The organism is Candidatus Benthicola sp. (assembly GCF_058719085.1).
Genome location: NZ_JBZQEK010000037.1, coordinates 24,099 through 37,040, shown reverse-complemented (window position 1 = coordinate 37,040; position 12,942 = coordinate 24,099). Strand labels below are relative to the sequence as shown.

Genomic DNA, 12,942 nt, shown 5'->3' with positions numbered 1-12,942 from the left:
CTCAACGCCTTCTTCGGGGCCATGCGCGAGGAGATCGCGGAGGCGCTCGAGACCCTGGCCGGCCGGGAGGACGTGCGCGTCGTGGTCGTTACCGGGCGCGGCCGGGCCTTCTGCGCCGGAGCAGACGTGGCGTACATGGCCGACCTGCTGGAGCGGCAGGCGTGGGAGGAAGCCAATCTGCTGGTCACGGCGGGCCGCCGAGTCATACGGTCGATCCTCGAGATGCCCAAGCCGGTGATTGCGGCGCTGAACGGCCCGGCGGCGGGAGGCGGGGCGAACCTCGCCCTGGCTTGCGATCTCCGGATTGCTTCGGAGAGATCCGCGATCGGACAGACCTTCAATCGGATCGGTCTGGCGCCGGACTGGGGAGGCAGCTGGATCGTGCCGAGACTGGTCGGACGGGGACGGGCTGCCGAGCTGTTCTTCCTGGCCGAGATGATCGAGGCCCGGGAAGCGGAGCGAATCGGCCTCGTCAACCGGGTGGTTCCCCACGAGGAGCTCGAATCGACCGTGCTCGATCTGGCGCTCCGCCTGGTGGCAAAGCCGGCACTTCCACTGGCTCTGGCGAAGGAGGCCCTGCGACGATCGCTATCGGCCAGCCTCGAGGAGATGCTGGACTTCGAAGTCCGCGCACAGGACGAAGCGTTCCGTTCCGCGGACGCGCTGGAGGGAACGCGAGCGTTCGTGCAGAAGAGAGAGCCGGGATTCGGCAATCCGTCCCGGGAGGTCGATGAGACATGACGCCCCACAGCACAGTTCGACGAGCCACGCTCGATGATCTGGACGAGATTCTGGCCCTCTGGGCCCATTACATCCGTGTGCACCGGGCCAACCCGGCCTATCGGCACATGCCGACCGACGCCCTCCGGAAGCGACGGGCCCTGTTCGCCCGACACATCCAGGAGGAGGGGTCCGACGTGTTCGTGGTGATGGGCGCGGACGGCTGCCTGGAGGCCATGCTCTCCTGCTTCGAAGAGGAGAACGCTCCGTATTTCCACCCGCCGTTGTACGCGCGCATCCAGACTCCGTACGTGCGGCCGGAAGCCCGCGGGCGGGGACACCTGAAGCTGCTCCTCGACGAGGCCTATCGCTGGGCGCGGGAACGTGAGCTGACCGAGGTCCGGTTCTTCGTGAGCGCGATGGCGTCGCTGGCGAACCAGCTGGCCGAGGAGCACGGCTTCGAGGCCATCGCGGTCATCCGCCGGCGACCCGTGGAGTGGGACTACCCCTCCGACCCGGGACGGCGGCTTCCGTGAGCTGCGACACCTTTCCCGATCCTACCGGACCGGTGGCGGTGATCGGGGCCGGAACGATGGGCCACGGCATCGCGCAGGTGTCGGCCATGGCGGGATTCCGCACCCGGCTGTACGACATCGACGCGTCGGTTCGGCGACACGCGATGGCCCGAATCGAGGCCAACCTCGACCGGGCCGTGGAGTTGGGAAAGCTGGAGGCCACAGCGCGCGGCGCGGCGCTCGACCTCGTGGTGGCGACCGGGGAGGCATCCGAGGCCGCCGCGGATGCCGAGCTGGTCATCGAGGCCGTGCCCGAGGACATGGAGCTCAAGCGACGGGTCCTGTCCGAGTTCGCGGAGCTCGTGCCACCGGCATCGATCCTCGCCTCCAACACGTCCTCGCTGTCCATCAGCCGGATCGCCGAAGGGATTCCGGGAGCCGAGCGCGTGGTCGGTCTCCACTTCTTCAACCCGGTCCACATCATGGCGCTGGTCGAGGTGGTCCGGGGAGATCGAACGTCCGAGCGCGTGGTGGAGCGGTCCACCGCGTTCGTCGAGGCGCTGGGCAAGGAACCCATCATCGTTCGGGACTCGCCGGGATTCGCCTCGTCCAGGCTCGGGGTCGCCCTCGGCCTCGAGGCGATCCGGATGCTGGAGACGGGCGTGGCATCCGCCCGGGATATCGACCGGGCGATGGAACTCGGATATCGGCATCCGATGGGGCCGCTGAGGCTCACGGACCTCGTCGGGCTGGACGTCAGGCTTCGGATCGCCCGCTACCTGCACGCCGAGCTGGGCGAGCGGTTCCGACCTCCCGACCTGCTCGAGCGGATGGTGGAGGAAGGCAAGCTCGGACGGAAGAGCGGCCAGGGATTCTACTCGTGGTGACACGGAGGAAGGGATATGAGTGACGTGCTCAAGCTGGAGAAGCTGGAGGGCCGGGTCGGCCTCCTCACGGTCAACCGACCGGACAAGATGAACGCGCTGAACCGCGAGGTGCGGGAGTCTCTGTTCGAGACCCTCGAAGCGCTGCGGCACGATGACGACGTGAGGGTCGTGGTCATCACCGGTGCCGGGGACCGCGCCTTCATCGCCGGAGCGGACATTGGCGAATTCAAGGACGCCGGTGCCGTCGAGCAATACCGTTCCATGCAGGAAAGCGACATCTACTCGCTGATGGAGGACTTCCCGAAACCGATCATCGCCATGATCAACGGGTATTGTCTGGGCGGCGGTTGCGAGCTGTCGATGGCGTGCGACATCCGGATCGCCTCGGACCGGGCGAAGCTGGGACAGCCGGAGGTCAACCTGGGCATCATACCGGGCGGGGGAGGAACCCAGCGCCTCCCGAGGCTGGTGGGCGAGGGACGGGCCGCCCTGATGATCATGTCGGGCGTTCTGATCGGAGCGGATGAGGCGCTCGACATCGGCCTCGTCGACTCCGTGTTCCCGTCCGAGGAACTGAGCGAGAAGACGCTCGAGATCGCCCGCACGATCGCGGCGAAGTCACCGGTGGCCCTGCAGGCGGCCAAGGAGAGCATCCTGGCGGCTCGCAGAATGCCGTTGGACGAAGGCCTCAAGTTCGAGCGTGCCTGGTTCGGGCTCCTGTTCTCCACCGAGGACAAGGAGGAGGGCGTCGGGGCCTTTCTCGAGAAGCGCGAGCCCGACTTCAAGGGGCGGTAGGCGACCGGCTGGCTGGCCACAGGAAATAAGACGGCCCCGACCTTCTCGGAGGTCGGGGCCGTTCTGCCTTCCATTCGCCTCGTGTGCGGCCGGAGTCAGCTCTCGACGATGCTGACGATCTTGCGGCCACCTCGCTGATCGGCGAACTGCACGACGCCGTCCGAAAGGGCGAACAGCGTGTCGTCGTTGCCCCGCCCGACGTTGAGGCCCGGGTGGATTCTGGTGCCGCGCTGCCGCACGAGAATGTGTCCGGCGCGCACGCGCTCGCCACCGTACTTCTTGATCCCGAGATACTTCGGGTTGCTGTCACGCCCGTTTCGGCTCGAGCCTACACCCTTCTTATGCGCCATGACTACGCCTCGTCGCGTTCCTTGATCGCCTTCTGAACGTCACTCTTGAGGATACGGCCGTCCTTACCCGTTCCCTCGATCGTGGTGAGATCGATCCCCGTCTCCTCGGCCAGCGCCCGCGCGGTGTCCGTGGCCTCGATCTCCACCGGAGCCGCCGAGACCTCGACCTCCTCTTCGCGGGCCTCGACCGCCGGCTTCCCGGCCTTCGCAGGCTTCTCTGCCTTGACGGGCTTGTCCGCCTTCGGCGCCGGCTTCTCCTCCGTATTCGGAGCTGCCGCGTCGTGCGGAACCGACTTGCCCTTTCCGAAGTCGATCTCGAGGATCCGCACCTCGGTGAAGCCCTGTCGGTGTCCCTGCTTGCGGCGATAGCCCTTCCGCCGCTTCATCTTGTACACGACGATCTTGTCGTCGCGGCCGTGTCGAATGACCTCGGCCGCCACGGCAGCACCGTCGAGCGAGGGCTGACCGACGATGATCTCGTCTTCCCGTCCGGCGAGCAGGACGTGATCGAACGTCACCCGGTCGCCGGGCTCGGCATCCAGGGACGGGAGCCGGAGCGTCGCTTCCGGCTCCGCTCGGAACTGCTTTCCTTTGGCCTCGAATATCGCGTACATCTTCGTCTTCTGAATCAGGGTCCGTATCGATCCGTAGCCCAGTAAACTAGAACCATTGACCGATAGTGTCAATTTGGGCGGAGCGTCCGGGTCGGGCCCTCACGCGACCGCGTACTTGCTCGTGACATCCGTGTCCGCCGGACCCGCCAGGAGCTTGTACTCGTCGTGCCCCATCAGCGGATCGTCCCGGATGTCGAGCTCGATGTCGAGCTCGGACGAGACGCGCTTCAGGAAACGCGGCTCCTCCTCGAGCAGGTACAGCGCCACTTCCGGGTGAACGCGCACGGTCAGGTCCCTCTTCTCGCCGCTCGATCGGGCCCTGCGAATGGTACGCTCGAGACGCCGGACCACCGTGTCCGGCGCCAGCACCCGACCCGTCCCCTCACAGCTCGGACACGGCTGCGTGGCGGTCTGGATGAGGCTGGGACGCACCCGCTGCCGGCTCATCTCGAGCAGACCGAGCTCCGAGATCCCGAACACCTTCGTCCGAGCGCGGTCGCGGCCCAGATGGCTGCGCATCTCGTGCTCCACGCGATTGCGGTGTTCCTCCTCATCCATATCGATGAAGTCGCAGACGATGATCCCACCGACATCCCGAAGACGCAGCTGGCGGGCGATCTCGGCTGCTGCCTCGATGTTCGTCTTCACGATCGTCTTCGCCGGGTCCTTCTTCCCCGTGTAACGGCCCGTGTTGACGTCCACCGCGACCAGGGCCTCGGTGTGCTCGATCACGATGTAGCCGCCGGACTTCAGATCGACCCGTCGACGGAAGGCCGCCCGAATGTCCTCCTCGATCCCGAACTCGTCGAAGATGGGCACATCGCCACGGTAGAGCTTGACTCGATCCAGCAGCTCCGGACTCACCTGCCCCAGGTACGAGCGGATCTCGTGTGCGAGCTCCTCCGAGTCGACCGTCAGGGAGTCGACCTTCTCGCTGAACAGGTCCCGGATGATCCCGGAGGTGAGCGTCGCTTCCCGGTGGACGGCCGCGGGAGCCTTCATCGAGGCGACCCGCCGCTGCACCTTCTCCCACGTGCGACGGAGAGACTTGAACTCGTTGACCAGCGTCTTCTTCGTGAGCTCCTCGCCGACCGTCCGGATGATCACGCCGCCCTGGTCCCGGCCGATCGCCTCCCGGGCCATCTTCCGGAGGCGCGCCCGCTCCTCGCGATCGTCGATCTTCCGGCTCACGCCGACGTGGTTGGAGTCCGGCATGTAGACGATGAACCGGCCGGGGAGGGAGATCTGGGTCGTCACCCGGGGGCCCTTGGTCCCGATGGGCTCCTTCGTGACCTGCACGAGGAGCTCCTGCCCACGGTCCACCATGTCCTGGATGGGCGGGTACTTACGGTTGCGACGGTTGCCGTTTCGGCCTCCGTTGCCACCCCCGTTCTCGTCGTCCTCGTCCTCGACCTCGGAGACGTCAGAGACGTGCAGGAAGGCTGACTTTTCGGTACCGATGTCCACGAAGGCGGCCTGGATGCCGGGCAGCACGGCCTCCACGCGGCCCAGATACAGATCCCCGACGATACGGTCCTCGTCCGATCGCTCGTTCATGAGCTCGGAGAGGCGGCCGTCCTCGATGATGGCCACCCTGGACTCGCTGCCCAGGGCGTTGATGACGATCTCGCGTTGCATGTTCCCCGTCTTGTCCCGTCTGCCCCGACCCGGCGGGGCGCAGCCGCCGGCGCGATGGCGCGAGCGGCCAAGATCAGAGGCGTCCCTGCTCGGACTCGTGCCGAGTCCGGCCGGACGCGCTCACAGCTCTACATTCATAAGAAACGGGGCCGCGATCTGGTGCGAACGGCCCCGAAACCAGGGGTTAATCTACGGCAAACCGACGGTCGCGGCTACCGAGTCTTCCCCCCGGTACGACCGGACTCCGGTCAGGCCAGGTCGCCGATCAATTCACGGGCGATGACCATGCGCTGAATCTCGCTCGTCCCCTCACCGATCTCGAGAATCTTGGCATCACGCATCATGCGCTCGACCGGATACTCACGCGAGTACCCGTATCCCCCGTGCAACTGGACAGCCTCGATGGTCACGTCCATCGCCGCTTCCGAGGCGAAGAGCTTCGCCATCGATGCTTCCCGCTTGTGAGGTCTTCCCTCCTGCCGGAGCCGAGCCGCGTGGTACGTCATGAGCCGCGCGGCATGGATGCGCGTCGCCATGTCTGCCAGCTTGAACTGTATGCCCTGGAAGCGGTTGATCTTCTTCCCGAACTGCTCCCGCTCGTTCGTGTAGCGGAGCGCCTGCTCGTACGCCCCCTGCGCCAGACCGACCGCATGGGCGGCGATTCCGATCCGCCCCCCGTCGAGCGTGTCGAGGAAGACCCGGAACCCGTCATCCAGCTCCCCCAGCAGGTTCTCGGCCGGGACCTCGACGTCCTCGAGAATCAGCTCACGGGTGTCCGAGGCGTTCCAGCCCAGCTTGCGCAGCTTGTCGCCGGCCGTGAAGCCCGGCATCGGCTCCAGCGCCTCGCTATGTCCGAAGCCGACCTCCCGCGCCCGCTCGAGGTCGCAGGTGTCCTTGGTGAGGATGAACGCGCTCACTCCGCGGTTCCCGGCGCCCGGGGTGGTGACCGCCGCCACCACGAAGACCTCGCCGACCCCCCCATGCGTGATCCAGGTCTTCTGACCGTTGAGGACGTAGCGGTCGCCCTTGCGGACCGCCGTCGTGAGCATCCCGCTGGCATCCGAGCCGGAGCCCGGCTCCGTCAGCCCGAAACCGCCGATCACCTCGCCGCTCGCCAGGGGAGTCAGGTAGGTCCGCTTCTGCTCCTCGGTTCCCCACCGGTAGATCGGCGTGCCGCAGAGAGATGTGTGCGCCCCCACCGTGATCGAGTGGCTGGCGTCGACCCGGGCCAGTTCCTCCGACACGATCACCGACGCCATGAGATCCATTCCGGCGGCCCCGTATTCCTCCGGCCATGGAATGCCGAACAGGCCGAGCTCGGCCATCTTCGCGGCGTTCTCCCACGGGAACTCCTCGTGCTCGTCCAGCTCCGCCGCGACCGGCGCGATCTCGCTCTCGGCGAACTCGCGAACCATGTCGCGCAGCATGAGGTGGTGGTCTTCCAGATAGAGGTCGAACTGAGTCATATGCGCCTTCCCCGGCACGGGCGAACCGGCGCCGCCGGGCTATGGGTATGCCTGTAGAAGCGGGCGACGCTCCGAGGAGCGCCGACCGCCTGAAGGTACCGCGCGGGGGTTTCCCGGGAAACCGCGATCCGTGGGCTCAGATCGAGGGCCGCTCGTACCGCGAGAGCCAGCGAAAGCCGAGGTCATCCCAACGCGTGAGGTAGAGAGTTCCCGCCCCGAATCCCTGCAGGGAGCTGCGAGCCGGCGCCATCACTTCCGCCACGTGCCGACCCGATCCGTCGAACACGTCGAAGACCGCAGGATCACCCGCACGGACGTATCTCTCGACCCAGATGTAGCCGAGCGGATCGATGCGTACGGACTCCGGAACGAAGGGCGGTTTGACTTCGGGCCACTCGAAGCGATCCACGGCCGGTGTGCGCCCTCCCCCGCGCCGCATGTTGGCGTTCATCTGGCCGTTCTCGTTGGTGACCATCATCATCATTCCGCTCGCCGCGATCGCCTCCGCCCATTCCTCCTTGTCGGCCTCGCGTATCGGGACCGGCTCGTACGGCACCGCCGGTCCCGAAGTGACGCTGCCATCCGGCCGGACCCACTCCACGTGGTAGTCGGCCGCTCGCACGATGGCCACCGAGCCATCCGGGCCCACGGCCCACCCATCCTCGGGGCTCAGCGGGACCGGCATCACCCTCTGCTCGATGTTGCCCCCGCTTCCCGACGTGCTCTCTTCCACATCGGTGAGCTTGATCCGCGCGACCGGCACCGGCCCCTCGCCGGAGTCGGGGTTCCACCGCACCACGTCGGCGGTGTCCCGGATCACGCCATCTCCCCGGGGTTGGTAGTACAGGAAGCCGGACCGGTCCGCGCCTTCGGGAATGATGATCTCCAGTCCCATCCCCTCCTGCTGCACGACGGGAATCGTACGGGCGAAAGCGTAGTCGGGACCCACGATCGTCATCCGGCCGTTGCCGAGATCGAGCATGAGCGTGGAGTCGCCGGGCCACGCGAGGAGGCCGTCCGGCTGTCGGTACTCGTCCGGCCCCTGGCCCTGTCGAGCGATCGTCCGGGCGACGGTCAGGTCGCGATCGAGCGCATACAGCGCCTCCTCGAGAGGATCCGAGACGAGGACCCGTCCATCCTCCAGTTCGCGGATGCCCCCGACCAGACTGAACGGCTCGGCGTAGGATGCCGCCGGCTCTCCGAGTGGCACGGTGCGCTGCGCGTGCAGATCCAGCGGCCCCGCGAATGCCAGCCCCGCGGTCGCAAGGACCGTGGTGCCCAGCGATCGAATCCCTGTCCAACTCCTCATGGAAGACCTCCCCATTGGGTCGCCAACGCCTCGACTGATCGATCACCCGGTAGATGCTCGCGGGCCCGCCACCGTTGCCCGTCCCGAGCAACGGTCGCACCCCGCGCACCTGGGGGGCGGTTCGCCGAAGTAGTCCGCGATGTACGCCCGGCGGCACTGCCGTGTGCCTGCATAGCCAAACATCCGGCGCAGGCGGTTTGACGCTCGTCGGCGGCTCTTCCGGTTGCCGGAGGGGCCCGCGCGGATCAGCGCCCTCTGGATCGCACGGTCCCGCGGCGTGACGAAGAGTCGGGCGGCGGCCGCTCCTCCGTCCCGGCCCGCCCGTCCGGCCTCCTGAACGTACGATTCCAGGGCCGCGGGCGCCCCGCAGTGGCAGACCAGGCGGATGCGGGGGTGATCGATGCCCATCCCGAAGGCGCTGGTCGCACAGATCACCTTCAGTTCACCGGACAGGAACCGCTCCTGGACGATCCGCCGGGCCGAGCTTTCGAGGCCGGCGTGGTAGTAGCCTGTGAGGAGGCCGCGGCGACGCAGCGTTTCCGCCAGCCAGGCCGCTCCGGACCGGGTGGAAACGTAGACGAGGGCCGCACCGCCACGACCGGCTTCCAGGGCCGCCCGTACGGCGGCCCCGATGTGCTCCGTCGCATCGTGCCTCGAGCGGGTCCGCACCGCGGACCAGTGAATGTTCGGTCGGTCGACGGACCCGAGGACGCGGAAGGGAGATCGGAGACAGAGACATTCTTCGATGTCCCGTCGCGTCTTCGGGGTCGCGGTGGCCGTGAACGCGGCGATCGGCGGGCGGCCGTGCCGCTTCGCGAAGCTGGATATACGACGGTACGAGGGCCGGAAATCGTGTCCCCATTCGGAGATGCAGTGTGCCTCGTCGACGACGATCCGGGCCGGCGGACGTCGCGACCACAGTTCGAGGAATCGCGCTCCCTCGAGCATCTCCGGTGAGGCATAGAGCAGGCGCAGACGCCCCTCCGAAAGCGCCGTCTCCGTCTCCCGACGTTCCCGGGCACCGACCGCGGAGGACAGCTCCGCAGCCGGGAGGTTCCGCTGCCGCAGCGCAGTCACCTGATCCCGCATGAGGGAGATCAACGGACTCACCACCAGGGTCACTCCGGGAGTCATCAGGGCCGGCAGCTGGAAGCAGATGGACTTCCCGGCGCCCGTGGGCAAGACGGCCAGCACGTCCCGGCCTTCGAGCATGGCCGAGGCGATCGGACGCTGCCGCGAGCGGAACTCGCCGAGCCCGTACAGGTGTCGCAGGGCACCGTCGAGGCCGTCTGAGGACACGTTGCCGTGCAATCCTGCGTGTCGATGTGCCACGGTGGAAGATTCCGCGCGCGCATCACCGGACGGTCAAAGGGGCGTCGGCGAAATGCCCTCGGGTTGACGCCCCGATGAGCGCAAGCCGACAACCTCCCGCCGCGTGCCGGACCGGAAGGGAGGAGCGAGATGGCCAAGCGCGGGTGGCGGGACCGGGTTCTCGACGGGTTGGTGGCGGTGACGGCCGTGCTCGCGCTTTCCTTTCTGGTCCACGAACGGGTGCTTCCGTGGATCGCGGATCGCTCGGTGCTCGACCCGGGCGAAGTGTTGCGAGATCTGCCCGCGCTGCTGGACGCCCGAAGCGGCGACTCGATCTTCCTCGGGGAGAAGGAGTCGGCCGAGATCGTCTTCGTGTTTCGCTCCACCTGCGCGGCCTGCGCTCGAGCGCTGCCGGGATGGCAACGACTGACCGAGGATCCGCGGTGGCGCGTCACGGCCGTCGGACTCGAAGATCGCGGCACCGCCGCTGCGTACGCGGCCGCTCACCTGCCGGGCGCCCGAGTTTCCGTGCCCGAGCACGTGCAGGATTTCACCCGCCGATTTCGCATCGACGTCGTCCCGACGACGCTCGTCATCGATCGCGAGGGCCGACTCGCCGCACGGCATTCCGGTCCCCTGGAGGAGACGGTGCTCGAGGGGCTGAGCCCTCGAGCTTCTTCCTCAACCCCATGACCTCGAAAGGAGGTCCGAATGAGAAGACTATTCCTCGCGCTTACGCTCGCCGCTCTGTCGGTGCCACCGCGTGCCGCGGCGGCGGAAGCGGCCGGACCCGCGAAGTGCCAGGACTACTGTGCCGAGAGAGCCGCGGAGAATTGCGAACGAATCGACTCATGGAATTGCACCTGGTACATCCTCGGCTGCCTGGCCGGATGCAACATCGCGTCGCTCTGAACCGGGGTGCTCGAAGAAAGGAGGCGCACATGTGGAGAAGAATCGGCCTGGTGACCGGCGCCCTCGCGGCGATCGCGATCGCGATTCCGTCGCCGGCGCCCGCTGGCGCGGCGGCGGACAGGTCCTGGTGCATGACCTACTGCGACGCGATCCACGTCGGCTGCAAGAAGACGCTGGGCTGGCTGGACATGGAAGCATGCGAGGAGTGGAAGAAGGGTTGCCTGGACGGCTGCAGAGTCAACGACTGAGGCGAGAGGGCCTCGTTTCCGGCGGGAGGACGTGGTGGCCCGGACGCCGCCGCGTCCTCCTTCGGTTCAGGCGTCCCGATCGGCCCTCTGGCGGACGAGTCGAAGGCCGAGCGCCGACAGCAGGATCCCTACGCCCAGACCCGACACGAACTCGGTGTCGAGGAGCACGCCCACATACCAGATGACACCACCGACCACCCCCATCACGAGCTGGATCCGAAGCCAGTACCGGGCTGGAGGGGTCACCTCGCGGGTGTCCGGGACGGCTCAGTCGACCAGAGGAGCGCTGACCGGCGCGATGTCCGTCTCGCGACCCCAGGCCACGACCCAGGCGGCGACCAGGCCGGCGACCGCGTTTCCGATGAGGACGAGAGGGAAGGCGAGAAGGCCCTGTCGGACGCCGAGCAGGCCCAATCCGAGGAACACCGGATAGACGACGAGGAGCGTATACAAACTGGGAATCAGGCTGAAGATCGCCCCCTTCCCGGCGAACGTGGCGCCCGGGACGAGTGGATACAGAAGCCCCAGACCGAGTCCCCAGGCCCCACCGTACACGGCCCGCAGCAGGTACTCTCCCGCGGAGAGGTCCACGTCGATCCCGACTCCGAGCAGGATCGTCAGCCCGACCGAGCCGATGACCTCGGTGGCGAGCCCGTGCGCGAGTCCACCGAGGACGCCGCCGAGCAGCCCGAGGCCCAACCGGGAGGACAGATCGAGAGAGCCCTCCACCTCCGGCCCGTACGAGTGGCCTCCGATCGCCACAGCGAGAAAGCCGAGTGCCACCACGATGAGGAGAATGCCGCCCTGAATGCCGAGGGTCGTGCCCATCTGCACCCAGGAAACTCCGGCAAATGCGGCCAGTAGCCCGAGAAATCCCAGTCCCAGCCCGATCGGGGATGCCCGATTCGCGGCGTTGGCCGGCTCTGCACCTGGATCGCTCATGTGCTCCGTTCCGTGTCTTCGTGTTCAGGGTCGAGCCCGGCTTCAGCCGAGCCTGGTCGCCACGCCGTCAATCTCGCTTGCCCTCCAGGAAGCGGCGGACGCCCTCCTGGCAGTCCTCCGTGAGGCGCGCGATCACGTTGACCTGCGCCCCCGTCCGGATGGCTGCCTCGAAGCTGGCTCCGTCGATCTGATAGAGCAAGCGTTTCGAGAGCCCCAGCGCACTCGCACTCCGGGTGGCCAGCTCGACCAGGAATGCACCGGCCTCGGCGCGGAAGTCCGCCGAAGGATAGACCCGGTTCACGAGCCCGTGGCGAAGAGCCGTCTCCGCATCGATCGGCTCGCCCAGGGAGATGAGCTCGAAAGCCGTCTTCTCCCCGACCGACCGCCGCAGGATGGCCATGACCATCGCCGGCACGAAGCCGAGCCGCACCTCCGGGTAGCCGATCTTCGCATCGTCCGCCGCCAGCACGAGGTCACAGGCCGTGGCCAGCCCCGCGCCTCCGGCGAGAGCCCTTCCGTGCACGAGGGCCACGACGGGCTTCTCGAGACGACGGATGAGCACGAACAGGTCGCCGAGCGCCTGTGCCTCGGCGAGGCTGGCCTCGGCACCGGCCGCCACGGCCGCCTCGAGCTCTCTCAGGTCCGCGCCGGCGCAGAAGTCCTTTCCCTCGCCCTCCACCGCGATCACCCGGACCCGCTCGTCCGCTTCGGCCATGGCCAGCTCGTCCTTCAGCGCCTCGACCAGCGCCTGGTCGAGCGCATTCCGCTGCTCCGGCCGGTTCAGCGTGACGAAAGCGACCCCGCTGCTCTCATCCACCCTCGAGCGTACGATCGTCATCCGGTGCGCTCCTCTTCCGCCGGGCGACCCGGAATCTCTCCGGCGACCACCCGGTCGCATTCGGCCACAACCTCCTTCGGGACCTCGACCTCGAGGTTCAGAAGCCCTGCGGCAAAGGTCTTTCCCTGGGCGTCCAGCATCAGGGAGACCGTGCCACCCCCGCCGAGGGACTCGTGCAGCAGGAAGTTGAGAGCGAGAAGGTTGGGAAGCTCGAACCGCTCGACGGCTCCCCGGCAGACGCCCGAGAAGTGATCTCGCACGCGCTCGGAAGTGACCTCCCCGAGCAGGTGCTCGTACGCCGCCGGAGCGAGCGCGATGACCCCTACGTTGGCCGTGTCGCCCTTGTCGCCCGATCGGGCGAACGCGATGCGCGAAAGCGGTACCTTCATGGAGCGCC

The 12,942-nt window shown here is 67.5% G+C and carries 17 protein-coding genes; 7 read left to right on the top strand and 10 right to left on the bottom strand.

The genetic code is table 11. From position 1 onward, the window contains the following. From AC36XV_RS03110 to AC36XV_RS03095, 4 genes are all read left to right on the top strand, one after another. Positions 1–741 (top strand): enoyl-CoA hydratase/isomerase family protein (locus AC36XV_RS03110; protein ID WP_492202213.1); only part of this gene is annotated, 741 nt, incomplete at its 5' end. Next, positions 738–1,256 (top strand): GNAT family N-acetyltransferase, encoded by a 519-nt coding sequence (locus AC36XV_RS03105; RefSeq protein ID WP_492202212.1) that lies wholly within the window; start codon positions 738–740, stop codon positions 1,254–1,256. The genes AC36XV_RS03110 and AC36XV_RS03105, both read left to right, overlap by 4 nt. Then, positions 1,253–2,122 carry a 3-hydroxyacyl-CoA dehydrogenase family protein gene (locus AC36XV_RS03100; protein ID WP_492202211.1) on the top strand — a complete coding sequence of 290 codons (870 nt, stop codon included), beginning with the start codon at positions 1,253–1,255 and terminating at the stop codon, positions 2,120–2,122. The genes AC36XV_RS03105 and AC36XV_RS03100 overlap by 4 nt, the downstream gene beginning before the upstream one ends. Before the next feature lie 15 nt (positions 2,123–2,137). Continuing rightward, positions 2,138–2,917: an enoyl-CoA hydratase/isomerase family protein gene (locus AC36XV_RS03095; protein ID WP_492202210.1), complete on the top strand. Its 780-nt coding sequence runs from the start codon at positions 2,138–2,140 to the stop codon at positions 2,915–2,917. Between the two features lie 95 nt (positions 2,918–3,012). Here the strand turns inward: AC36XV_RS03095 and rpmA are convergent, their stop codons facing one another. From rpmA to AC36XV_RS03065, 6 genes are all read right to left on the bottom strand, one after another. Further along, positions 3,013–3,267 carry a 50S ribosomal protein L27 gene (gene rpmA, locus AC36XV_RS03090; RefSeq protein ID WP_492202209.1) on the bottom strand — a complete coding sequence of 85 codons (255 nt, stop codon included), beginning with the start codon at positions 3,265–3,267 and terminating at the stop codon, positions 3,013–3,015. Between the two features lie 2 nt (positions 3,268–3,269). Next, positions 3,270–3,881, bottom strand: coding sequence for a 50S ribosomal protein L21 (gene rplU / locus AC36XV_RS03085; protein ID WP_492202208.1), 612 nt, complete (start codon positions 3,879–3,881; stop codon positions 3,270–3,272). 99 nt (positions 3,882–3,980) lie between these two features. Then, entirely contained in the window at positions 3,981–5,519 is a 1,539-nt protein-coding gene (locus tag AC36XV_RS03080; RefSeq protein WP_492202207.1) for an Rne/Rng family ribonuclease, read from the bottom strand. Between the two features lie 248 nt (positions 5,520–5,767). Next, positions 5,768–6,985 (bottom strand): acyl-CoA dehydrogenase, encoded by a 1,218-nt coding sequence (locus AC36XV_RS03075; protein ID WP_492202206.1) that lies wholly within the window; start codon positions 6,983–6,985, stop codon positions 5,768–5,770. A gap of 136 nt (positions 6,986–7,121) precedes the next feature. Beyond that, entirely contained in the window at positions 7,122–8,294 is a 1,173-nt protein-coding gene (locus tag AC36XV_RS03070; RefSeq protein WP_492202205.1) for a hypothetical protein, read from the bottom strand. A gap of 42 nt (positions 8,295–8,336) precedes the next feature. Further along, a complete protein-coding gene (locus AC36XV_RS03065; RefSeq protein ID WP_492202204.1) occupies positions 8,337–9,626 on the bottom strand; it encodes a RecQ family ATP-dependent DNA helicase in 1,290 nt (429 codons plus the stop codon). A 129-nt stretch (positions 9,627–9,755) separates the two neighbouring features. Here AC36XV_RS03065 and AC36XV_RS03060 point away from each other — a divergent pair, with 129 nt between their 5' ends. From AC36XV_RS03060 to AC36XV_RS03050, 3 genes are read left to right on the top strand one after another with little or no spacing between them, the layout of a single operon-like run. Continuing rightward, positions 9,756–10,298, top strand: a complete 543-nt coding sequence (locus AC36XV_RS03060; protein ID WP_492202203.1) for a TlpA family protein disulfide reductase — start codon at positions 9,756–9,758, stop codon at positions 10,296–10,298. An 18-nt stretch (positions 10,299–10,316) separates the two neighbouring features. Next, positions 10,317–10,517: a hypothetical protein gene (locus tag AC36XV_RS03055; RefSeq protein ID WP_492202202.1), complete on the top strand. Its 201-nt coding sequence runs from the start codon at positions 10,317–10,319 to the stop codon at positions 10,515–10,517. Between the two features lie 29 nt (positions 10,518–10,546). Then, positions 10,547–10,765 carry a hypothetical protein gene (locus AC36XV_RS03050; protein WP_492202201.1) on the top strand — a complete coding sequence of 73 codons (219 nt, stop codon included), beginning with the start codon at positions 10,547–10,549 and terminating at the stop codon, positions 10,763–10,765. 66 nt (positions 10,766–10,831) lie between these two features. On the opposite strand, the gene AC36XV_RS03045 is transcribed toward AC36XV_RS03050, so the two are convergent. The 4 genes from AC36XV_RS03045 to AC36XV_RS03030 all read right to left on the bottom strand — a co-directional run bounded on the left by AC36XV_RS03045 (position 10,832) and on the right by AC36XV_RS03030 (position 12,934). After that, the gene (locus AC36XV_RS03045; protein WP_492202200.1) at positions 10,832–11,011 is read right to left on the bottom strand and encodes a hypothetical protein; all 180 of its coding nucleotides are present in this window, start codon (positions 11,009–11,011) and stop codon (positions 10,832–10,834) included. A gap of 21 nt (positions 11,012–11,032) precedes the next feature. Then, positions 11,033–11,707: a hypothetical protein gene (locus AC36XV_RS03040; RefSeq protein WP_492202199.1), complete on the bottom strand. Its 675-nt coding sequence runs from the start codon at positions 11,705–11,707 to the stop codon at positions 11,033–11,035. Positions 11,708–11,774: 67 nt separating this feature from the next. Continuing rightward, positions 11,775–12,545: an enoyl-CoA hydratase/isomerase family protein gene (locus AC36XV_RS03035; protein WP_492202198.1), complete on the bottom strand. Its 771-nt coding sequence runs from the start codon at positions 12,543–12,545 to the stop codon at positions 11,775–11,777. Next, positions 12,542–12,934 (bottom strand): AtuA-related protein, encoded by a 393-nt coding sequence (locus tag AC36XV_RS03030; RefSeq protein ID WP_492202197.1) that lies wholly within the window; start codon positions 12,932–12,934, stop codon positions 12,542–12,544. Before AC36XV_RS03030 ends, AC36XV_RS03035 begins: the two co-directional genes overlap by 4 nt. Positions 12,935–12,942: the final 8 nt, after the last annotated feature.

What these genes read in the sequence shown, in the direction of transcription:
- AC36XV_RS03060 (WP_492202203.1), top strand. Translation starts at nt 9,756, where the DNA reads ATGGCCAAGCGCGGGTGGCGGGACCGGGTTCTCGACGGGTTGGTGGCG.
- AC36XV_RS03040 (WP_492202199.1), bottom strand. Translation starts at nt 11,707, where the DNA reads ATGAGCGATCCAGGTGCAGAGCCGGCCAACGCCGCGAATCGGGCATCC.
- AC36XV_RS03055 (WP_492202202.1), top strand. Translation starts at nt 10,317, where the DNA reads ATGAGAAGACTATTCCTCGCGCTTACGCTCGCCGCTCTGTCGGTGCCA.
- AC36XV_RS03050 (WP_492202201.1), top strand. Translation starts at nt 10,547, where the DNA reads ATGTGGAGAAGAATCGGCCTGGTGACCGGCGCCCTCGCGGCGATCGCG.
- rplU (WP_492202208.1), bottom strand. Translation starts at nt 3,881, where the DNA reads ATGTACGCGATATTCGAGGCCAAAGGAAAGCAGTTCCGAGCGGAGCCG.
- AC36XV_RS03095 (WP_492202210.1), top strand. Translation starts at nt 2,138, where the DNA reads ATGAGTGACGTGCTCAAGCTGGAGAAGCTGGAGGGCCGGGTCGGCCTC.
- AC36XV_RS03030 (WP_492202197.1), bottom strand. Translation starts at nt 12,934, where the DNA reads ATGAAGGTACCGCTTTCGCGCATCGCGTTCGCCCGATCGGGCGACAAG.
- AC36XV_RS03075 (WP_492202206.1), bottom strand. Translation starts at nt 6,985, where the DNA reads ATGACTCAGTTCGACCTCTATCTGGAAGACCACCACCTCATGCTGCGC.
- AC36XV_RS03105 (WP_492202212.1), top strand. Translation starts at nt 738, where the DNA reads ATGACGCCCCACAGCACAGTTCGACGAGCCACGCTCGATGATCTGGAC.
- AC36XV_RS03080 (WP_492202207.1), bottom strand. Translation starts at nt 5,519, where the DNA reads ATGCAACGCGAGATCGTCATCAACGCCCTGGGCAGCGAGTCCAGGGTG.
- AC36XV_RS03035 (WP_492202198.1), bottom strand. Translation starts at nt 12,545, where the DNA reads ATGACGATCGTACGCTCGAGGGTGGATGAGAGCAGCGGGGTCGCTTTC.
- rpmA (WP_492202209.1), bottom strand. Translation starts at nt 3,267, where the DNA reads ATGGCGCATAAGAAGGGTGTAGGCTCGAGCCGAAACGGGCGTGACAGC.
- AC36XV_RS03070 (WP_492202205.1), bottom strand. Translation starts at nt 8,294, where the DNA reads ATGAGGAGTTGGACAGGGATTCGATCGCTGGGCACCACGGTCCTTGCG.